The following is a 20,380-nucleotide window of genomic DNA, read 5'->3' as shown; positions in this document are numbered from 1 at the left end:
GTGAAACATCTCATATGTTAGAGAACTATTAATTGGTTAGAAGTTCTCCGAAAAAGGTGTTTCTTCTATTGTTTCACGTGAAACGTGATTAAAATAACGGTGTTGATATTAAATTGACTGATAAATTTGACGTAATTGTTGTTGGGGGCGGACATGCCGGATGTGAAGCAGCTGGTGCGGCTGCACGTACCGGTGCAAAAACGGCACTTGTTACCCACCATTTTGCTTCAATTGGAACAATGTCTTGTAATCCCGCAATTGGTGGCCTCGGAAAAGGACATCTTGTGAGAGAAATTGATGCACTCGACGGATTGATGGGGCGTGCAGCAGATGAAGCCGGAATCCAGTTTCGTTTGCTTAACCGGAGAAAAGGACCAGCCGTTAGGGGACCGCGTACACAGGCAGACCGAAAATTATACAAAAAAGCTATGCAGACATTGATTTCGGAACAGCCAAATCTCACGGTCATAGAAGACGAAGTCATTGATATTATTGTAAAAAATAACGCTGTAACGGGCGTTATCTGTAAGGCTCATGGGCAGCTTGAAGCCGGTGCTGTGGTCTTGACGACGGGTACATTTTTGCGTGGGCTTATACATATTGGCGAAAAGACATGGCCTGCGGGGAGAATGGGCGAAGAACCGAGCAATCTCCTTGGTGAACGGCTTGGACAATATGGTATCCGGTTAGGGCGATTGAAAACCGGTACCCCTTCAAGGTTAAGTAAAAAGACAATTGATTGGGACAATCTTCCGAAGCAGACTGCTGACGACGATCCTGTACCATTTTCATTTTTAACCGAAACAATTCGCCAACCACAAATTGACTGTGCGGTTACCCGAACGAATCACAAAACCCATCAGATCATAAAAGATAATATTCATCGTTCGGCAATGTATTCCGGCGCTATTAAAGGTATAGGTCCGAGATATTGTCCTTCGATTGAAGACAAAATTGTCAAATTCGGAGAGCGTGACGGTCATCAGATATTTCTGGAACCGGAAGGACTGGATAACGATACGGTCTATCCAAACGGTATATCAACGTCATTGCCGGAAGAGGTCCAGCTCGACTTTATCAAGACCATCGAAGGCTTGGAACACGCCAAGGTGTTGCAACCGGGTTATGCAATCGAATATGATTTCGTCGACCCACGCCAGCTTTATGCAACATTGGAATTGAAAGCGCTTTCAGGTCTCTTTCTCGCCGGTCAGATAAACGGAACAACCGGTTATGAAGAAGCCGGCGCACAAGGCTTACTTGCAGGGCTGAACGCCGCGAACAAAGCTTCCGGCAAAGATCAAATGACCATCAGCCGTTCAACTGCCTATATTGGTGTTATGGTGGATGATTTGATTACGCGCGGTGTCAGTGAACCATATCGGATGTTTACCTCGCGTGCAGAGTTTCGCTTGTCTTTAAGGGCGGATAATGCGGATGAACGGTTGACACCGTTGGGATTGGAATGGGGTATTGTAGGCTCGCTGCGTCATCAGCATTTTCAATATAAGCAAGACTTATTGACTAAAGCGCGTGACCTTTGTCAATCGGTAGCGATCACGCCGAACGAGGCTACGGAAAAAGGATTGCAGATAAAACATGATGGAATTCGCCGTAGTGCATATGATTTGCTGGCTTATCCGGAAATGTCACTGTCTCGCTTAATCAATATTTGGCCTATTCTTGGCGAGATTGATAAAAAAACGGCGGAAACATTGGAAATAGAGGCTCAATACGCAGTTTATCTTGATCGACAAGCTCAGGATATTGCCAATCTTCGACGGGATGAACGGCTGCGCATTCCGGCGGAACTGGACATTGATGTGATTTCCGGCCTTTCCAATGAACTTAAAGGAAAAATTCGTCAGCGCGCACCGCAATCCATCGCAGAAGCTCAAAAAATTGACGGAATGACTCCGGCAGCTTTGTCCCTCATCATTACCCATATCCAGCGCTTGAACCGCGAAAACAGGAGAAGCGCCTGATGACAGAATGGGTTGAAGAAAAATATCTGACGTTGAAGGAAATCGTGCATTCTGTTTCACGTGAAACAGCGGCCAGTTTGATGGCCTTCGAGGAAGCTGTCAAAAAGTGGCAATCACATATCAATTTGATTGCGAATGCTACTTTGCCCGAGCTCTGGACCAGACATATATTGGATAGTGCACAAATAGCAGCACTTCAACCAGATGCAAAAAACTGGTGCGACATTGGTTCGGGTGGTGGCTTTCCCGGAATTGTAACGGCGATTCTCTTGAAAGAAAAAAGCGGTTTTCACATTGATCTCGTCGAAAGTAACAGCAAAAAGGCGGCATTTTTAAGAAGTGTCAGTGCTGAATTCAATTTGCCTGCCACAGTTCATACATGTCGCATTGAAACCAGTTACATTCATATTAAAAAACCGGAAATTATCACGTCACGCGCTTTGGCATCGCTCGGGAAGCTCGTTGAACTAACGCTTCCATGGTTTGAACAAGGTGCAACCGCCCTATTCCAGAAGGGGCGTGATTATAAAAAAGAAATGGCCGAAGCCGAACAAAACTGGACATTCAATTCGATAATTCATCAAAGTAAAATTGATAGTCAATCCGTTATTCTTGAAATTAGCAAGATCAATCCACGTAAGGGGTGAGAAAAATGAGCGAAACACGCATTATCGCCATTGCAAATCAGAAAGGTGGTGTTGGTAAAACAACGACAGCCATTAACCTCGCTACAGCACTTGCGGCAATTGGAGAAACTGTTCTGGTGATGGATATTGATCCTCAGGGAAATGCCAGCACAGGTCTCGGGATTGATCGTGATCAACGTCTCCTTTCTTCCTATGATGTTATTGTTTCGGGTACATCGGTTAATGACGCTGCACTGGAGACGGAAGTTCCCAATCTTTATGTGGTCCCTTCGACCCTTGATCTTCTTGGAATAGAAATGGAAATTGCACCGGCAAATGACCGTATTCAGAGGCTACAAAATGCCTTGCGAAAAAATCCGAGGGTGACTGAAAAATTTTCATATATATTGATTGATTGCCCCCCTTCTCTCAATCTTTTGACGCTCAATGCTATGGGGGCAGCCAATTCTGTTCTCGTACCTTTGCAATGCGAGTTTCTGGCTCTTGAAGGACTAAGTCAACTGTTGGAAACAGTAAAACAGGTTCGTGGCTCTCTCAATCCTTCGTTGGAAATACAAGGTATTGTGCTTACCATGTATGATGGCCGTAATAATCTTTCCAATCAGGTTGTAGAGGATGTGCGATCCTTTATGGGAGACAAAGTTTATCAAACCGTCATACCGCGCAATGTTCGTGTATCGGAAGCGCCGTCATTCGGTAAACCGGCTCTTCTTTACGATTTGAAATGTGCCGGCAGTCAGGCCTATTTGCAACTTGCTTCGGAAGTCATTCAACGCGAACGCCAATTACGTGCAGCTTAAGATATTAATTTAGAAAAAAACGAGGAAATAGATATGAGTGACGATCAATCGAAAAAACGGCTTGGACGTGGTCTTGCTGCTCTTATTGGCGATATTGATCTTGGTCTTGATAAGCCGCTCGCAGCTCCAAATACCTCGTCGGAACGGCAGGTGCCTATTGAATTTATTTCTCGTAATCCGCAAAATCCCAGACGTAATTTTACGGAAACAGAGCTTGATGATCTTGCCCAGTCTATTCGTGAGCATGGAGTTGTGCAGCCGGTCGTCGTTCGTCCTTCACCCGACCATCCGAACCGCTTCGAATTGATTGCAGGGGAACGTCGTTGGCGTGCTGCACAGCGTGCTAACCTCACCGAAATACCGGTCATTATCCGCGATGTTGACGATCGTACCGCTTTGGAACTTGCCATTATTGAAAATGTTCAAAGAAGCGATCTTAATCCTCTGGAAGAGGGGATGGGGTACCAACAACTCATTGACGAACATGATTATACGCAGGCTGACCTCGCTCAAGTGATTGGCAAGAGCCGCAGCCACGTTGCCAATACACTCCGATTGCTAAAATTACCTGCTAAAGTTCAGCAATTCATCAACGAGGGACAATTGTCGGCCGGTCATGCCCGTTGCCTGATAACAGTTGAAGACCCTTTGGCACTTGCCGAGAAAATTATCCGTGACGGCTTGTCTGTTCGTCAGGCTGAAGCTCTGGCAAATGGACAATCAAATGCAAAATCAAAAAGGCGCACACCGACCGAAAAAGATGCCGATACCAAGTCACTGGAAAAACTTCTTGCCGATGTTATCGGTATGAAAGTCGCCATCAAACACGGGAAAAAAGGTGGGGATGTAAAAATTCATTATTCTTCTCTGGAACAGCTCGACGATATTTGCCGGCGTTTACAAAACTAGAAATTTCGAGAGTTTCAGAACTGAATAAAATTTCAGAACTTATGATTAAACCGGCTTTACTTCGGGTTCGCTAAAAGAATCCGATGAAAGACTTGGCGTTGCACTGCTAAAACGGTTCTTCGGGAAAAAACCGAATGTTTTTCTATAAAATACTTTTGCAGAACAGGCTTTTCTATTAAATAACCTAGGCATTTCTCTTCTTGAGTACAGGTATTCCGAGATATTTTCTGAAGACTTTGTCTTGTCAGAAACTTTATTATAGTTTCACCATAGACGTTGTTTTCATTGAAACCGAATATTCATTAGAAAATAGCGGAAAATGACTCCGCCTTTTGCTATTTTTCACGGCGGATCCGATTACTCCTCAAAGTGTGACGAGACGTTAGCCACAATTGTTACTATCCGGTTATGCCGCAAAGCACATGGTATTCTGTCGGGTATATACTAACCTATTGTTTTTAAACCGAATTTATTGATCAAGCAGTTTGCGGATGCGGTCGGCAAATTGTTTTCCGAATTCGAGATTCTCTTTTGAAACTGTTGCGCTATCATCAAAAAGTGCATCCTGATCGTCCAGAGACGATGCAGCAGCAAGAGAGGCTTGCAGGGCCAGATAACCGAGGACGTAATCTTTCGGTTCAAGTGTATTTTTTTTCAAAATGTTCATTATACGTTCATTTTTGGAAATCGTTTTGACAAGGCCATCAACGCTCGCGTCATTACCGGTTTCGGATTGAGAAAGCTTGATGGATGCATCGGACAGCTCTTTTTGTACATTCTCCATTTTTACCAAAAACTCCTCATTGAGAGGATATTCGGCAACAACCTTGGGATTACCGGTTGGTGAAAGATAGAACTCGTTCTGCTTATTATCCTGTTTCGAGGCGTCGTCGCCAAAAGCGGCAACTGGAAAAACTATCAGACAAAGGGCAATGACAAATCGCTTGATAAACATTCAGAAATGATCCTTGCGTTTTCTCAATTCGGCAAAAACAGCGACATCCGAAGCATTTTGCATTTTTAATGTGCGGCGTATATCTGGGTCATTACAGCGCAAAAAGGGATTTGCCGCTTTCTCGACTTTAATCGAACTCGGGAGTGAGGTTTCCCCGACTGCGATGAGCCTGTCAACAGCAGCAGCCCGATTGATGAGCGCGACATTGTCAGGATCGACCGAGCGAGCAAACCGTGCATTTTCTTTGGTATATTCATGGCCACAATAAAGCTTTGTATCGTCAGGAAGAGCTTTGAGCTTTTCAAGTGAAGAAAACATCATCTCGGCTGATCCTTCAAACAGTCTCCCGCAGCCCAGAGAAAACAACGTATCACCGGTAAAAACCAGTTTGTCTTCAGGAAAATAATAGCAAACGGAGCCAAGCGTATGACCGGGGGTTTCAAGCACTTTGACATCGAATTTTGCAAATTTACAGCCAGATTTTTCATTCACCGCTTCATCAAGCCCACCAATTTTGTCGGCTTCACGTTCCGGCCCGATGATCTTTGTGCCATAAACGGCTTTAAGGGCTGCAATTCCCTCGATGTGGTCCATGTGATGATGGGTTATGAAAAGAACATCAAGCTTATAACCTTTTTGGTCAAGCTTTTCACGGATTGCCTTGGCATCCGGCGCATCAATCGCCGCAGTTAGCCCGCTTGCCTCGTCATGAAGCAGCACTCCGAAATTATCACTGCGGCAGATGAACTGTGTAATTTCCATTGTTTCAATCCCATCGGTTTTAAAATTCTCGACTTATTCGTCGAGCTTTGTCTGTTTCACACCTATCGGCGAGGTTGCATGTTTCATGACAATCGGCATTTGTGCAATCATAAAGATAATGGTGATCGGCATGACACCGAAGACCTTGAATGTCGTCCAGAAATCATTGCTGAAATTACGCCATATCAATTCGTTCAACACAGCAAGAAAAATAAAAAACCATGCCCAGCGGCGTGTTAGAATTTTCCAACCTTCATCATCAAGTTGAAAGGCAGAATCAAGCACATAGCCGAGAAGCGATTTATTGAAAGCGAGACCACCGAAAAGGATAAGACCGAAGAGTGTGTTGATAATTGTCGGCTTCATCTTGATGAAGGTATCATTATGAAGCCAAAGCGTTAAAGCTCCGAAAATCAATACGAATACGCCCGAGATAAGCGGCATAATCGGGAGTTTTCGTGCAATAATCCAGGAGGCCACGAGTGCAATAACAATGGCAACCATGAAAATTGCTGTGGCAGGAAAAATCGGTTTTTCAAATCCCTGAAACAGACCAACATGTTTGATAAGCCATTCGCCCTTGTAATTGGCAAAGAAAAACACCACCAACGGCCCCATTTCCAGAATGAGTTTGAGCGCCGGTGACATATGGAGCTCTTTTACCGCTTTGGTATCTTCGGGATCGGGTTCAAAAAGTGAATTGGTCATTCGTGTTTTCCTGCTATTGCTTCGGCAAAATCCGAAGCTGCAAAGGGCTCGAGGTCATCAATACCCTCTCCTACCCCGATAAAATATACCGGCAATTTGTATTTTGCTGCAATTGCAACGAGAATACCACCGCGCGCTGTTCCATCAAGCTTTGTCATGACAAGGCCATTTACGCCGGCAATGTTGCGGAATATTTCCACTTGATTGAGTGCATTCTGGCCGGTTGTAGCATCAAGTGTTTGCAAAACAGTGTGTGGGGCATCCGGATCATGCTTGCTTAAAACACGCACAATTTTGGCAAGCTCGTCCATAAGTTCGGTTTTATTCTGCAATCGTCCTGCCGTGTCAATGATAAGAACATCACTTCCGGCAGCTTTGGCTTTTTCATAAGCATCATAGGCAAGGCTTGCTGCATCGGCACCAAGTTTTGTCGAAACAACCGGTGCATTGACCCTGTCTCCCCAAATATGGAGTTGTTCGATAGCAGCAGCACGAAAAGTATCGCCAGCGGCCAGCATCACCTTTAATCCGCCGGCGGTAAGTTTGGCTGCCAATTTTCCGATAGTTGTGGTTTTTCCGGTTCCGTTCACACCGACAACCAATATGACATGTGGCTTATGGCTCAAGTCGAGTTCAAGCGGGCGGGCAACCGGTTCAAGTACTTTCTTGATCTCGTCACTCATGATCGTGCGTACTTCGTCGGTTGATATATCCTTGCCATAGCGGCTTGATGCTAGGGTATCCGTAATGCGGATAGCGGTTTCAAGACCAAGATCGGCCTGAATGAGCACATCTTCCAGATCTTGCAATGTCGCTTCATCAAGCTTGCGCTTGGTAAAAATGGAACTGATCGAATCACCAAGTTGGCGCGATGAACGGGCCAAACCGGTTTTCAACCGTTCAAACCATGACATTTTTTTGGGTTCATGGAGCGGCAAATCCGGTTTGATGACCTTGTTTTCGTTCCTCGTCACCTTGTCGGTAATTGTTACGGTTTTTTCACTCGCGTGGTTACTTGGAGTCTCCGCTGTCTCTACAGTTTGTGAACCAACAAATTCCGCTTCCGGAACTGTCGGTTTTTTTGCCGGTTGATTTTCTTTCTTTTTCTTTTCGGCTAAAGCAGGTTTTGGATTTTCCGATGGAGTATTCGGCCGCTCCTGTTTCGGTCCGGCTGGTTTTTCAGTGCTAGCGGTTTTGTTTTGTTCTTTTGCCTGAGCTGCCTTATAGGCTTCAAAAGGTGACAAAGCGGGTGTTGCCGTGTCTTTTGTCCCTTCGGGTTCAGAATCCGTTTTCGGGTTCGAGCCAAAAGAAAAAACTTTTTTAAATAAACCTTTAGCCATAAAAATCCCCGGTCAGGCAGCGTTACGTTCGGTGAGCTTGGCAATAAGCTTGTCGCCATCCTGGCCGACAATATGGCCTTTAACGATGGTTCCGGCAATTGCACCGTCGATTTTAGTCAGTGTGAAATCTTCCGTGCGGCCGATTCCATCATGTTCGACAAGAATCATGTGTTCGGTGTTTTGTAAATGCTCGAGATGCTTCTTATAGGCTTTTTGCCCCTTTTGCCGCAGTTTTTCCGCTCTCAGTTTAACAATATGGCGATCAACCTGTGGCATACGGGCAGCCGGTGTGCCTTCCCGCGGGCTATAGGGAAAGACATGAAGATGGGTCAGTTTACAATCATCAACGAGCGCCAATGTGTTTTCGAACATCTCATCGGTTTCTGTCGGAAAACCGGCAATAAGATCGGCACCATAAACCATTTCGGGACGCTTGTCGCGTAAATCGTTGCAAAACCGGATAGATTGATCGCGTAAATGGCGCCGCTTCATGCGTTTCAAAATCATATTGTCGCCAGCCTGAAGTGAAAGGTGCAAATGCGGCATCAACCGTGGTTCATAAGCCAGTAATTCCATCAATTCATCATCGACTTCTACCGAGTCTATTGAAGAGAGGCGCAAACGCGCAAGATCGGGAACGTTTCTCAAAATCGAACCGACAAGTTTTCCAAGCGTTGCCTTTCCGGGAAGATCAGGTCCATAGCTCGTAAGATCAACACCGGTAAGGACAACTTCCTGATAGCCGTTTCCGTTAAGGCGTTTTATCTGTTCGACAACCGCACCCATTGGAACGGAGCGTGACGGCCCCCTTCCATAAGGAATAATGCAGAATGTGCAGCGATGGTCGCAGCCGTTTTGCACTTGCACGAAAGCCCGCGAATGACCTTCGATCGAGTCAACCATATGGGGCGCATTTTCTTTCACGTCCATGATGTCGTTAACTTTGAGTTTTTCGTAATTGTTGACACCAAAATCCGGAAGCTGACGATAGGAATGGGCATGCAGTTTTTCTTCATTTCCCAAAACCAGATCAACTTCATCCATATCGGCAAAATCCTGCCCCAGAGTTTGGGCTGCACAGCCTGTCACAATGATACGTGCAAGCGGGTTTTCGCGCCTTGCTTTGCGAATTGCCTGTTTTGCCTGACGGACTGCTTCGGCCGTAACAGCACATGTATTGAAGATGACAGCGCCGTTTTCCAATTTATCAAGGCCGGCTGCAGCACTTTCTTTTCGCATAACCTCCGATTCAAATGCATTAAGCCGACAGCCGAAGGTGACAATTTCAGTTGCCATTACGAAATCCTTTGATGTTCACCCGAAACCGGATCGAACTCACCGCTAAACTCGAATTCCGTTGGTCCCGTCATGATGATATGGTTGTCTTTATCCCATAAAATGTCGAGTTTTCCACCCGGTAGAGTTACAGTCACATGCCGTTTTGTAAGTGAACGTCTTGATGCGGCAACAGTTGCGGCACAGGAAGCCGTACCACAAGCGCGCGTAAGGCCTGCTCCTCTTTCCCATGTCCGCAAAGTCAACGAAGTGGGCGATGTGACGTGGGCAATCGAAATATTGCAACGTTCGGGAAAAAACGGGTCATGTTCAAGTTCGGGACCATATTTATCAAGAGCTATGTTCTCAATATCATCGCCAACAAAGAAAATTGCGTGCGGATTTCCCATGGAAACCAGCGAGGCATCACGAAGTAGCCCGCGACCAATATCGGCATGATTGGTGTCGGCAATAGCATGTGACACAGGTATTTCTTGCCACTCAAGATGCGGAATCCCCATATCGACCGACACCAAACCGTTTTCACGACGCTTTGCTCTGACTATACCGGCAGCCGTATCCAGTTTGAAATTATCGCCCAGATTTTGTTTATAGAGCCATTCAACGACGCAACGTGTACCGTTTCCACAGGCCTGAGCCTTGGATCCATCCGAGTTCCATATGACAATGTGGTAATCACTACCGGATTTTGTCGGCTTGTGGACCGCCATTATTTGGTCGAACGCCGTATCGCTTTTCTTTGCCAAAGCGATAGCAGCTTTTGGTGTCATATCGGTTTTGGCCTCACGCATATCGGCAACAATTATTTCATTGCCGAGGCCATTCATTTTTTCAAAAGGGATCATATTTTGCCATCTACCTGATCTTTATTGCGATAATATGACTGAAACTTTAAAAAAATTCCAGCACAAGTACCTTTAACAGTCGGAATAGACCAGAGATATATAAACCCGGAAATGTTAAAAATATTGTCTGGATTTTGTAAATGATTGCGGTTCCCGTTGTTCAAAGCCGGTTTCCGGTCATATTTTATTGCACTTTCTGATAATTTCTCGATTTAAGGTAAACAGCATTGCGGAATAGATCGGTTTTAAAAAATATTAATAAAAACAATATGTTATAAAAAATCTATCAATAATATCAATTTTTCTGGTCGTAACAAAGTCCCGTTCATTGTCCGGTTTCTTTGTGAATCATGAAGAGAAGTGGAGGTTTTTCTTTTTTTCTGACACTTTTTTGCTATGTATAGTCTTTAAATAAAATTTAACCATCGTGCCTTTCCTTTGTACGGATTTTTACTGCGCAATCATGCGATGAAGAAAGTAGGAATATGACAGTCTCGAAGAATTCACTTCTGGTATTGACCGTTATGGCAACAATGCTTGCCGGTTGTGCGAATTCACGATTCGGCAACAATGGCGGTGGTGAGCCGCCGCAAGTGGTTATGCCGGGTCCGGCAAGTTCGGGTGGTGTCAGCCAATCCGAGTTGCCGCCGCCGGATAATTTTCCGTCAGCGCCCAATAATAGCGTAAGTAGCAGTGCCCCGCAGTCGCAAACGGATGTTGCCAGCCTTCAGCCACCTTCAAACGCTGCCGATTTGACACCGGGAGCAATTGCCGGTGTATGGAAAGCCTCGGTTGGCGGGCTCAATTGTCAGATTGCGACACCGCAAACAAAATATGGTCAAGGCTATCGCGCCGGTCCTTTGCATTGTCCGGAAGCCTTCTCGAAAGTTGCTTCATGGGCAGTGAGCGGCAAGCAACTGAATTTCTATGATGGTGCTGGAAGTTCGGTTGCCACGCTTTATTCAGCTGGTCCAAGCCGGTTCGAGGGCAATACAGTAAACGGTCAATCTGTTATACTGAGTCGTTAAGAAGAATTTTTTGTAGAGGCCGTTAATGTCCGGCCTCTTCGTTTTTGATACAAGAAGGGGCTTGTTGATGGGATTGATGCGTGAGCGCTATGATGCGCTGGTTGAAAACGGCGAAATTAGCCGTGATGAAGCGCAAATTGCGTTGATTTCCCATTTTGACCGTCTTCTTGATGAACTATCGGTAAAACGGATATCACAGAAAAGCTCGCCGCTCGGCTGGCTTTTCGGTAAAAATAAAGATAACCACAGTGGTGTCCGTGGTCTTTATGTCTATGGGGAAGTCGGGCGTGGAAAAACCATGCTCATGGATTTGTTTTTTTCGTGTCTCCCTGATGGTGATAAAAGGCGCGCCCATTTCAATGATTTTATGGCAGATGTCCATGACCGGATTAACCGTCACCGGCAGGCATTGACGCGGGGCGAAACCAAACAGAACGACCCTATCCCTCCGGTTGCAGCAAGCCTTGCCAAAGAAGCCAAAGTCCTTTGTTTTGACGAGTTTACGGTTACCGATATTGCCGACGCAATGGTGCTATCAAGGCTTTTTACAGCTTTATTCAAGGACGGTGTAACACTTATTGCTACTTCTAATGTCGCACCTGATAATCTTTATAAAGATGGTCTCAATCGGCAGCTATTTTTGCCTTTTATCAAAATTCTCGAAGAAAATGTCGAGGTTTTCAATCTGGATGCCGATACCGATTACCGGTTGGAAAAGGCTGACCGAAAACCTGTCTACATTACACCTCTCGGCCATGTTGCACAGGAAAAGATGGATGCTGCATGGGCTTTGATCGAACAGGGAAAAACCGCAAAATCCGAAATTGTCGAAGTGCGAGGACATCCGGTCCATGTACCGCGCGTTGTGAATGATGCTGCCCGTTTCGACTATATTGATCTGTGTGACATCCCGTTGGCAGCGTCCGACTATCTCGCTTTGTCAGAACGCTATCATACATTTTTCATCGACAATGTCCCAATTATGGACGACGAGCATCGCAACGAGACAAAACGTTTCATTCTACTGATTGATACGCTTTACGATCGGCATATCAGATTGTTTATTTCGGCGGCTGCAACCCCTGACAAACTTTATCAGGGAAAGAACCAGACGACCGAGACATTCGAGTTCGAACGCACTGCATCACGTCTTTTTGAAATGCAAAGTCAGGAATATTTGGCCAATTGGACCGAAAAACAGGGTCAGTAAAGCCAAAAAACCGGTAAACACGTTTAAATTGTGTCAATTTGACGCACAAAAGTGAAGAAAAATTGACGTTTACGTAAAGTGAAGTCAATATAACCGTTTGATTTTATTAGCTTTAGATAAATCTATTGTAATTTTCGGCGATTCAGCCTATCGACGTAAGAGGTGTAGGTTTTACGGCTGTGCTTTTGTCGCAGGTTGAATCTATACGGGAGTATTAACAAACCCGATTTTTTATTCGGGCTTTCAAGCCGGATAAAAATGAGGGGAGTTTTGATCATGTCGGCGAGGAGCAGATCTGCTTTATTTTTCCGACAGTATTTTTAGGGAAGAAACCAGAATGGCACGCAATAAAATAGCTCTCATCGGTTCAGGGATGATTGGGGGCACATTGGCACACTTGATCGGATTAAAAGAACTTGGCGACGTTGTCTTGTTCGATATTGCCGAGGGTGTGCCGCAGGGTAAAGGTCTTGATATTGCCGAATCTTCACCGGTTGAAGGTTTCGACGCCAAATATACCGGCGCCAATAGCTATGCGGCTATCGAGGGCGCCGACGTTATAATCGTCACCGCAGGTGTTCCCCGTAAACCCGGAATGAGCCGCGATGATCTTCTCGGGATCAACCTCAAAGTTATGGAACAGGTTGGCGCCGGAATTAAGAAATACGCTCCCGACGCATTTGTTATCTGCATCACCAATCCGCTTGATGCAATGGTTTGGGCTTTGCAGAAATTTTCAGGCTTGCCGGCTAATAAGGTTGTTGGCATGGCTGGCGTTCTCGACTCTGCACGGTTCCGTTATTTCCTCGCCGAAGAATTCAAGGTTTCGGTCGACGATGTGACGGCTTTTGTTCTGGGTGGCCACGGTGACTCGATGGTGCCGCTTGCCCGTTATTCGACAGTTGCCGGTATTCCTTTACCTGATCTTGTCAAAATGGGTTGGACAACCGAAGCAAAGCTCGAAAAAATTATTCAGCGTACCCGCGATGGCGGTGCAGAAATCGTTGGTTTGTTGAAAACCGGTTCGGCTTATTATGCTCCGGCAGCATCGGCCATTTCGATGGCAGAAGCTTATCTGAAAGATAAAAAGCGTGTTGTACCGGTTGCTGCGCATCTTTCTGGCCAGTACGGCGTTAAAGACACATATGTCGGTGTTCCTGTTGTTTTGGGCGCTGGTGGTGTTGAACGCGTTATCGAAATTGAACTTGATAAGAAAGAAAAGGAAGCTTTCGATAAATCTGTTCATGCTGTTCATGGCCTTTGTGAAGCTTGCTTAAAACTAGCACCAAACTTGAAATAAGTGGGGGTGGCCCCACTTTTTCATTCACTTAAGTCGGATACACCGATTTTCCGGGACCGGACTTTCGGCCCATAATAGAAAAGGAAAAATGAATGAATATCCATGAATATCAGGCCAAGCGTCTGCTTCATGAATATGGCGCACCGATTGCAAATGGTGTTGCTGTCTATTCTGTAGAGCAGGCAGAGGAATGGGCAAAAAAATTGCCTGGACCTCTTTATGTCGTTAAAAGCCAGATTCACGCTGGTGGTCGCGGCAAGGGTAAGTTTAAAGAACTTGGTCCCGATGCTAAAGGTGGGGTCCGTCTTGCAAAATCGGTTGAAGAAGTTGTTGCCAATGTCAAAGAAATGCTTGGCAAAACACTCGTCACCAAGCAGACAGGTCCGGCCGGAAAACAGGTAAATCGTCTTTATATCGAAGATGGTGCCGATATTGAACGCGAACTTTATCTGTCGATCCTCGTTGACCGTACGGTCGGACAGATCGCCTTTGTCGTTTCGACAGAAGGCGGTATGGATATCGAAACCGTTGCTCATGACACACCGGAAAAAATTCTCACCCTTCCGATTGATCCGGATAAGGGTGTTACCGCTGAAGACAGCACAAAACTTTGCGATGCTCTGAAGCTTGACGGTGTTGCTCGTGAAGACGGATTGAAACTCTTCCCGATTCTTTACAAAGCTTTTGTCGAAAAAGACATGAGCCTTCTTGAAATCAACCCGCTGATCGTCATGAAAAACGGTCATCTGCGCTTGCTCGACTCGAAGGTGTCGTTCGACAATAATGCACTTTTCCGTCACCCCGACATTGTCGAGTTGCGGGATCCTTCAGAGGAAGATCCGAAGGAAATCGAAGCTTCCAAACACGATCTTGCCTATATCGCTCTTGATGGCAATATCGGTTGTATGGTCAACGGTGCCGGCCTTGCTATGGCAACGATGGATATCATCAAGCTTTATGGCGGCGAGCCGGCAAACTTTCTTGATGTTGGTGGTGGTGCTTCCAAGGAACGCGTAACTGCCGCTTTCAAGATTATTACAGCCGACCCGCACGTTCAGGGCATATTGGTGAATATTTTCGGTGGTATTATGCGTTGCGATGTTATCGCCGAAGGTGTTCTGGCTGCGGTCAAGGAAGTCGGTTTGAAAGTGCCTCTGGTTATTCGTCTTGAAGGCACGAATGTTGATAAGGGCAAAGCTCTTATTAATGAAAGTGGTCTGAATGTCATCTCGGCGGATGATCTTGACGATGCCGCCAAGAAAATTGTTGCAGCCGTGAAGGGAGCTTGAAGTCATGTCGATTCTTATCAACAAGGATACAAAAGTTCTCGTACAGGGTTTGACCGGCAAAACAGGTACCTTCCATACCGAGCAGGCACTTGCCTACCATGGAACCAAAATGGTGGGTGGCGTTAACCCGAAAAAAGGTGGCGAGACCTGGCATGGTGCCAATGGTGAAGAACTGCCTATTTTTGCAACTGTTGCCGAAGGTAAGGACAAGACCGGTGCCGACGCATCGGTGATCTATGTTCCGCCGGCAGGTGCTGCGGCTGCAATCATGGAAGCAATTGATGCCGAAATTGGCCTTATTGTCTGTATCACGGAAGGTATTCCGGTTCTCGATATGGTCAAGGTCAAGGCAAAATTGAGAAAATCGAAATCGCGCCTTATCGGTCCGAACTGCCCCGGTGTACTCACACCTGATGAATGCAAAATCGGCATTATGCCGGGATCGATCTTCAAGAAAGGTTCGGTCGGTGTTGTATCGCGCTCGGGAACTTTGACCTATGAAGCTGTTTATCAGACAACGGTCGAAGGTTTGGGTCAGACAACAGCTGTTGGCATTGGTGGCGATCCGGTCAAGGGTACTGAATTTATCGACGTACTCGAGATGTTCCTTGCAGATGACGAAACCAAGTCGATCGTTATGATCGGTGAAATTGGCGGTTCTGCCGAGGAAGACGCTTCCCAATTCCTGATTGATGAAGCCAAGAAAGGGCGCAAAAAACCGGTTGTCGGTTTTATCGCCGGTCGTACAGCGCCCAAGGGCCGTACAATGGGCCATGCCGGTGCGGTGATTTCCGGTGGCAAAGGTGGAGCAGAAGACAAGATCGCTGCTATGGAAGCAGCCGGTATTCGTGTTTCTCCCTCGCCCGCGCAAATCGGCAAGACCCTCGTCGAGGTTCTCAAAGATTGATAGTAAAAGCCACCCGGGCGACTGGTTCGGGTGGCTCGATTTTTTTAACAGAAGCGAATGCTTCTTCAACACCAATTCGTAGGGTGTTCCCGCGGATATTAAGGAGACGGAACAGGTGTTCCGGCAGAATATATGGCAAGGCAGGACCAGACAAACGATCTTTTTGAACAAACTTCGTTTTTATATGGTGGCAATGCTGACTATATAGATCAGCTTTATGCCGAATATGAGAAAAATCCCGCTGGCGTAGATCCGCAATGGCGTGAATTTTTCGATAATTTAAAAGATAATAAGGAAGATGTGCTGAAAAATGCTGAAGGCGCATCCTGGCAGCGTGACAACTGGCCGGTAAAACCGGTTGGCGAGCTGGTATCGGCTCTGGACGGTGATTGGTCGGCTGTTGAAAAACATATGGGCGACAAGCTCAAAGGCAAAGCAGCAGAAGCAGCCAAAAAAGGCGGTTCGGCTGTAAGCGATGCCGATATTATTCAGGCTACACGCGATTCAGTGCGCGCAATTATGATGATCCGCGCCTATCGTATACGCGGCCATCTTCATGCGAAACTCGATCCGTTACAATTGCGTGAAGCACCGGAAGATTATAACGAATTGTCGCCTGAGACCTATGGTTTCACAACGGCTGACTATGATCGCAAGATATTTATCGACAATGTTCTCGGGCTTGAATATGCAACAATCCCGCAGATGTTGGAAATATTGAAAAACACCTATTGCAACACAATCGGTGTCGAATTCATGCATATATCCGATCCGGCAGAAAAAAGCTGGATTCAGGAACGAATCGAGGGCCCGAACAATTGGGTATCGTTCACGCCTGAAGGTAAAAAGGCTATTGTCCATAAACTCGTAGAAGCCGAGGGTTTCGAAAAGTTTCTGGATACAAAATATAAGGGCACAAAGCGTTTCGGCCTTGATGGCGGTGAATCGCTTATTCCGGCTCTTGAACAGATCATCAAGCGCGGTGGTGCTCTCGGTGTTGAAGAAATCGTTTTCGGCATGGCTCACCGCGGACGTCTTAACGTTCTCTCGCAGGTGCTCTCCAAGCCCCATCGCGCAATTTTCCATGAATTCAAGGGTGGCTCTTATAAGCCTGATGATGTTGAAGGTTCGGGCGATGTGAAATACCATCTGGGTACGTCTTCCGATCGCGAGTTCGATGGCAACAAGGTGCATTTGTCACTTCTTGCCAACCCGTCCCACCTCGAAATTGTCGACCCGGTTGTTATCGGTAAAACCCGTGCAAAACAGGATTTGCTTGCCGGTCCGAGCCGCAGTGATCTTGTTCCGCTCAGTGAACGCGCAAAAGTTATGCCGGTTCTTATCCATGGTGATGCAGCTTTTGCAGGCCAAGGTGTTATTCAGGAAACATTGGGTCTTTCGGGGCTGAAAGGTTTCCGTGTTGCCGGCTCGATCCACTTCATCATCAACAACCAGATCGGCTTTACAACCAATCCGCGTTTCGGTCGCTCGACGCCTTATCCATCAGATATTGCCAAGATGATCGACGCACCGATTTTCCACGTCAATGGCGATGATCCAGAAGCGGTTGTTTATGTTGCCAAAGTTGCAACAGAATTCCGCATGATTTTCCATAAACCGGTTGTTATCGACATGTTCTGCTATCGCCGGTTTGGTCACAATGAAGGTGATGAACCGTCCTTCACGCAGCCATTGATGTATAAAGCCATTCGTGGTCATAAAACCACTTTGGAACTTTATGGCGAGAAGCTGGAAAAAGAAGGCCTTATCAAGGCGGAAGAACTCGACCAGCAAAAGCGTGAGTGGCACGACAAACTTGAAAAGGAATTTGAAGCCGCCACTTCCTATAAGCCCAACAAGGCCGATTGGCTTGATGGGACATGGACGGGCTTGAAAGCCGCCGACAATGCCGACGATCAACGTCGTGGCGCAACCGGTGTGCCGATCAAGACACTGAAAGAAATCGGTGAACGTCTTGTTGACATTCCGGCCGATTTTCATGTTCACAAGACCATTAAGCGTTTCCTTGATAACCGTGCAAAAATGTTTGAAACAGGTGAAGGAATCGATTGGGCAACCGGTGAAGCTTTGGCTTTCGGTTCACTCGTTATCGAAGGTGCACCGGTTCGTCTTTCCGGTGAAGATGTCGAACGTGGTACATTCAGCCAGCGTCATTCTGTTCTCTATGATCAGGAAAACGAAAACCGCTATATCCCGTTAAATAATCTCAAAAAAGGTCAGGCCATTTATGAGCCTGTCAACTCGATGCTTTCGGAAGAAGGTGTATTGGGATTTGAATATGGATATTCACTGGCACAACCGCTCGGCTTGAACTTGTGGGAAGCCCAATTTGGTGACTTCGCCAATGGTGCGCAGGTTCTTTTCGACCAGTTCATTTCCTCGGGCGAACGCAAATGGTTGCGTATGAGCGGCCTTGTCTGCCTGTTGCCACACGGATTTGAAGGTCAGGGTCCTGAGCACTCTTCAGCCCGCCTTGAACGTTATCTGCAACTATGTGCAGAAGATAATATGCAAGTTGCCAATTGTACGACACCGGCAAATTACTTCCACATTTTGCGCCGTCAGATCAAACGCGATTTCCGTAAACCCTTGATCTTGATGACACCGAAATCCTTGTTGCGTCACAAACGCGCCATTTCTTCGTTGAGCGATATGGGAGCCGATACAACGTTCCATCGCTTGTTGCTTGATGACGCCCAACAGCTCAAGGATCAGGCAATCAAGTTGCAGAAAGACAACAAGATCCGTCGCGTTGTTCTCTGCTCCGGCAAGGTCTATTATGACCTTTACGAAGAGCGCGAGAAACGCGGAATCGATGATGTCTATCTGTTGCGTGTTGAACAGCTTTACCCGTTCCCGGCAAAAGCCTTGATCACTGTTCTTTCCCGCTTCTTGCAGGCGGAAATCGTCTGGTGTCAGGAAGAGCCGAAAAATATGGGTGCCTGGTCATTTATCGAACCGTATCTTGAATGGGTACTGGCTCATATCGGTGCGAAATATCCTCGCGCCCGTTATGCCGGTCGTCCTGCAAGTGCTTCGCCTGCAACCGGGCTTATGTCGCAACATCTTCAACAGCTTGCCGCGTTCCTTGAAGACGCGTTGGCTTAATTCTCAAATCACTCTGACGTATGGAAAAAAATTATGGCTAATGAAATCCGTGTTCCTACTCTGGGCGAGTCCGTTACTGAAGCAACCATTGGGAAATGGTTCAAAAAAGTTGGCGATGCTGTCGCTATGGACGAGCCCTTGGTTGAACTTGAAACTGATAAAGTAACAGTCGAGGTTCCCTCGCCTGTTGCAGGAAAATTGACAGAAATTGTTGCCAAAGAAGGTGACAATGTAGAAGTTGGCGCGCTTCTTGGCTCGATCGAGGCGGGTGCTGCCGGCAATGTTGCTCCGCAGCCAAAGCCTGCCCAACCGGCACCAAGCGCTCCTGCACCACAACCGGCAGCAAGTGCACCTGCAGCCGCTTCCGGCTCGATGCAGCCTGCTCCTTCGGCAGCCAAGCTCATGGCTGAAAACAATTTGTCAGCCGGTCAGGTTGATGGTTCGGGCAAGCGTGGACAGGTTCTCAAAGGCGATGTTCTTGATGCTCTTGCAAAAGGTATTTCGGCCGCAGCTCCTGTTGCTGCACCGCGCGCGGCATCCCAGCCGCAAGATGCTGCACGTGAAGAACGCGTCCGCATGACAAAATTGCGCCAGACCATTGCCCGTCGTTTGAAAGACGCACAAAACACCATGGCGATGCTCACCACTTTCAACGAAGTGGATATGTCGGCTATTATGGACTTGCGTAAACGCTACAAGGAAATGTTCGAGAAGAAACATGGCGTCAAGCTCGGCTTCATGGGCTTCTTCACCAAGGCTGTTTGCCACGCTTTGAAAGAAGTTCCTGCTGTTAATGCCGAAATCGACGGCACCGACATTATTTACAAAAATTATGTCAATGCCGGTATTGCTGTTGGTACAGCCAAAGGCCTTGTTGTTCCTGTTGTCCGTGACGCAGACCAGCTTTCAATTGCAGGAATCGAAAAAGAAATCGGTCGTCTTGGACGTCTCGCACGTGATGGCAAGCTTGCTGTCGCCGATATGCAGGGTGGCACATTCACCATCACCAATGGTGGCGTTTATGGTTCATTGATGTCGACACCTATCCTCAATGCTCCTCAATCGGGCATTCTGGGTATGCACGCCATCAAGGAGCGTGCTGTCGTTGTCAATGGCGAAGTTGTTGCCCGTCCGATGATGTATCTGGCTCTCTCTTATGACCACCGTATCGTTGATGGTCAGGAAGCTGTTACATTCCTCGTTCGTGTTAAAGAATGCCTTGAAGATCCGGAACGTCTCGTTATCGATCTTTAAAATAGGATAGTCGTAA

General features: G+C 46.7%; 17 protein-coding genes. 11 read left to right on the top strand and 6 right to left on the bottom strand.

Annotated elements, in window-relative coordinates; genetic code table 11:
- Positions 1–113 precede the first annotated feature (113 nt).
- The 4 genes from mnmG to H3S83_RS01300 are packed head-to-tail and all read left to right on the top strand — an operon-like array spanning position 114 to position 4,341.
- Positions 114–1,985, top strand: coding sequence for a tRNA uridine-5-carboxymethylaminomethyl(34) synthesis enzyme MnmG (gene mnmG, locus H3S83_RS01315; RefSeq protein ID WP_198238699.1), 1,872 nt, complete (start codon positions 114–116; stop codon positions 1,983–1,985).
- Entirely contained in the window at positions 1,985–2,632 is a 648-nt protein-coding gene (gene rsmG / locus H3S83_RS01310) for a 16S rRNA (guanine(527)-N(7))-methyltransferase RsmG (protein WP_198238698.1), read from the top strand. The genes mnmG and rsmG overlap by 1 nt, the downstream gene beginning before the upstream one ends.
- 5 nt (positions 2,633–2,637) lie before the next feature.
- The gene (locus H3S83_RS01305; RefSeq protein ID WP_077973379.1) at positions 2,638–3,432 is read left to right on the top strand and encodes a ParA family protein; all 795 of its coding nucleotides are present in this window, start codon (positions 2,638–2,640) and stop codon (positions 3,430–3,432) included.
- Between the two features lie 33 nt (positions 3,433–3,465).
- Positions 3,466–4,341 carry a ParB/RepB/Spo0J family partition protein gene (locus tag H3S83_RS01300; protein WP_198225545.1) on the top strand — a complete coding sequence of 292 codons (876 nt, stop codon included), beginning with the start codon at positions 3,466–3,468 and terminating at the stop codon, positions 4,339–4,341.
- Positions 4,342–4,810: 469 nt separating this feature from the next.
- Here H3S83_RS01300 and H3S83_RS01295 read toward each other — a convergent pair whose 3' ends face one another.
- From H3S83_RS01295 to dapF, 6 genes are read right to left on the bottom strand one after another with little or no spacing between them, the layout of a single operon-like run.
- Entirely contained in the window at positions 4,811–5,296 is a 486-nt protein-coding gene (locus H3S83_RS01295; RefSeq protein ID WP_198238075.1) for a hypothetical protein, read from the bottom strand.
- Complete coding sequence (gene gloB / locus H3S83_RS01290) at positions 5,297–6,058, bottom strand: hydroxyacylglutathione hydrolase (RefSeq protein ID WP_198238697.1); 762 nt, start codon at positions 6,056–6,058, stop codon at positions 5,297–5,299. It abuts the gene before it with no gap.
- A gap of 33 nt (positions 6,059–6,091) precedes the next feature.
- Positions 6,092–6,766 carry a septation protein A gene (locus H3S83_RS01285; protein ID WP_198238696.1) on the bottom strand — a complete coding sequence of 225 codons (675 nt, stop codon included), beginning with the start codon at positions 6,764–6,766 and terminating at the stop codon, positions 6,092–6,094.
- On the bottom strand, positions 6,763–8,106 hold the full coding sequence (gene ftsY / locus H3S83_RS01280) for a signal recognition particle-docking protein FtsY (RefSeq protein ID WP_198238695.1): 1,344 nt from the start codon (positions 8,104–8,106) through the stop codon (positions 6,763–6,765). The genes H3S83_RS01285 and ftsY overlap by 4 nt, the downstream gene beginning before the upstream one ends.
- A 12-nt stretch (positions 8,107–8,118) precedes the next feature.
- Positions 8,119–9,402, bottom strand: a complete 1,284-nt coding sequence (gene mtaB / locus H3S83_RS01275; protein WP_198238694.1) for a tRNA (N(6)-L-threonylcarbamoyladenosine(37)-C(2))-methylthiotransferase MtaB — start codon at positions 9,400–9,402, stop codon at positions 8,119–8,121.
- Complete coding sequence (gene dapF, locus H3S83_RS01270) at positions 9,402–10,247, bottom strand: diaminopimelate epimerase (protein ID WP_198238693.1); 846 nt, start codon at positions 10,245–10,247, stop codon at positions 9,402–9,404. Before dapF ends, mtaB begins: the two co-directional genes overlap by 1 nt.
- Positions 10,248–10,732: 485 nt before the next feature.
- On the opposite strand from dapF, the gene H3S83_RS01265 reads away from it, so the two are divergent.
- From H3S83_RS01265 to odhB, 7 genes are all read left to right on the top strand, one after another.
- Positions 10,733–11,275, top strand: a complete 543-nt coding sequence (locus tag H3S83_RS01265; protein ID WP_198225551.1) for an AprI/Inh family metalloprotease inhibitor — start codon at positions 10,733–10,735, stop codon at positions 11,273–11,275.
- Positions 11,276–11,342: 67 nt separating this feature from the next.
- A complete protein-coding gene (gene zapE, locus H3S83_RS01260; RefSeq protein ID WP_077973364.1) occupies positions 11,343–12,485 on the top strand; it encodes a cell division protein ZapE in 1,143 nt (380 codons plus the stop codon).
- 337 nt (positions 12,486–12,822) lie between these two features.
- Positions 12,823–13,785, top strand: coding sequence for a malate dehydrogenase (gene mdh / locus H3S83_RS01255; RefSeq protein ID WP_077973362.1), 963 nt, complete (start codon positions 12,823–12,825; stop codon positions 13,783–13,785).
- 92 nt (positions 13,786–13,877) lie between these two features.
- On the top strand, positions 13,878–15,074 hold the full coding sequence (gene sucC / locus H3S83_RS01250; RefSeq protein WP_198225553.1) for an ADP-forming succinate--CoA ligase subunit beta: 1,197 nt from the start codon (positions 13,878–13,880) through the stop codon (positions 15,072–15,074).
- A 4-nt stretch (positions 15,075–15,078) separates the two neighbouring features.
- Positions 15,079–15,981 (top strand): succinate--CoA ligase subunit alpha, encoded by a 903-nt coding sequence (gene sucD / locus H3S83_RS01245; RefSeq protein WP_077973359.1) that lies wholly within the window; start codon positions 15,079–15,081, stop codon positions 15,979–15,981.
- A gap of 132 nt (positions 15,982–16,113) precedes the next feature.
- Positions 16,114–19,110 carry a 2-oxoglutarate dehydrogenase E1 component gene (locus H3S83_RS01240; protein ID WP_078040261.1) on the top strand — a complete coding sequence of 999 codons (2,997 nt, stop codon included), beginning with the start codon at positions 16,114–16,116 and terminating at the stop codon, positions 19,108–19,110.
- 33 nt (positions 19,111–19,143) lie between these two features.
- Positions 19,144–20,364, top strand: coding sequence for a 2-oxoglutarate dehydrogenase complex dihydrolipoyllysine-residue succinyltransferase (gene odhB, locus H3S83_RS01235; protein WP_075869478.1), 1,221 nt, complete (start codon positions 19,144–19,146; stop codon positions 20,362–20,364).
- Positions 20,365–20,380 lie beyond the last annotated feature (16 nt).

Source organism: Bartonella sp. W8122 (assembly GCF_016102485.1).
In the GTDB taxonomy this organism is placed as follows: domain Bacteria; phylum Pseudomonadota; class Alphaproteobacteria; order Rhizobiales; family Rhizobiaceae; genus Bartonella; species Bartonella apihabitans.
This window is presented reverse-complemented; position numbering and strand designations above follow the sequence as displayed.

What these genes read in the sequence shown, in the direction of transcription:
- rsmG (WP_198238698.1), top strand. Translation starts at nt 1,985, where the DNA reads ATGACAGAATGGGTTGAAGAAAAATATCTGACGTTGAAGGAAATCGTG.
- H3S83_RS01305 (WP_077973379.1), top strand. Translation starts at nt 2,638, where the DNA reads ATGAGCGAAACACGCATTATCGCCATTGCAAATCAGAAAGGTGGTGTT.
- H3S83_RS01300 (WP_198225545.1), top strand. Translation starts at nt 3,466, where the DNA reads ATGAGTGACGATCAATCGAAAAAACGGCTTGGACGTGGTCTTGCTGCT.
- H3S83_RS01295 (WP_198238075.1), bottom strand. Translation starts at nt 5,296, where the DNA reads ATGTTTATCAAGCGATTTGTCATTGCCCTTTGTCTGATAGTTTTTCCA.
- gloB (WP_198238697.1), bottom strand. Translation starts at nt 6,058, where the DNA reads ATGGAAATTACACAGTTCATCTGCCGCAGTGATAATTTCGGAGTGCTG.
- H3S83_RS01285 (WP_198238696.1), bottom strand. Translation starts at nt 6,766, where the DNA reads ATGACCAATTCACTTTTTGAACCCGATCCCGAAGATACCAAAGCGGTA.
- ftsY (WP_198238695.1), bottom strand. Translation starts at nt 8,106, where the DNA reads ATGGCTAAAGGTTTATTTAAAAAAGTTTTTTCTTTTGGCTCGAACCCG.
- mtaB (WP_198238694.1), bottom strand. Translation starts at nt 9,402, where the DNA reads ATGGCAACTGAAATTGTCACCTTCGGCTGTCGGCTTAATGCATTTGAA.
- dapF (WP_198238693.1), bottom strand. Translation starts at nt 10,247, where the DNA reads ATGATCCCTTTTGAAAAAATGAATGGCCTCGGCAATGAAATAATTGTT.
- H3S83_RS01265 (WP_198225551.1), top strand. Translation starts at nt 10,733, where the DNA reads ATGACAGTCTCGAAGAATTCACTTCTGGTATTGACCGTTATGGCAACA.
- zapE (WP_077973364.1), top strand. Translation starts at nt 11,343, where the DNA reads ATGGGATTGATGCGTGAGCGCTATGATGCGCTGGTTGAAAACGGCGAA.
- mdh (WP_077973362.1), top strand. Translation starts at nt 12,823, where the DNA reads ATGGCACGCAATAAAATAGCTCTCATCGGTTCAGGGATGATTGGGGGC.
- sucC (WP_198225553.1), top strand. Translation starts at nt 13,878, where the DNA reads ATGAATATCCATGAATATCAGGCCAAGCGTCTGCTTCATGAATATGGC.
- sucD (WP_077973359.1), top strand. Translation starts at nt 15,079, where the DNA reads ATGTCGATTCTTATCAACAAGGATACAAAAGTTCTCGTACAGGGTTTG.
- H3S83_RS01240 (WP_078040261.1), top strand. Translation starts at nt 16,114, where the DNA reads ATGGCAAGGCAGGACCAGACAAACGATCTTTTTGAACAAACTTCGTTT.
- odhB (WP_075869478.1), top strand. Translation starts at nt 19,144, where the DNA reads ATGGCTAATGAAATCCGTGTTCCTACTCTGGGCGAGTCCGTTACTGAA.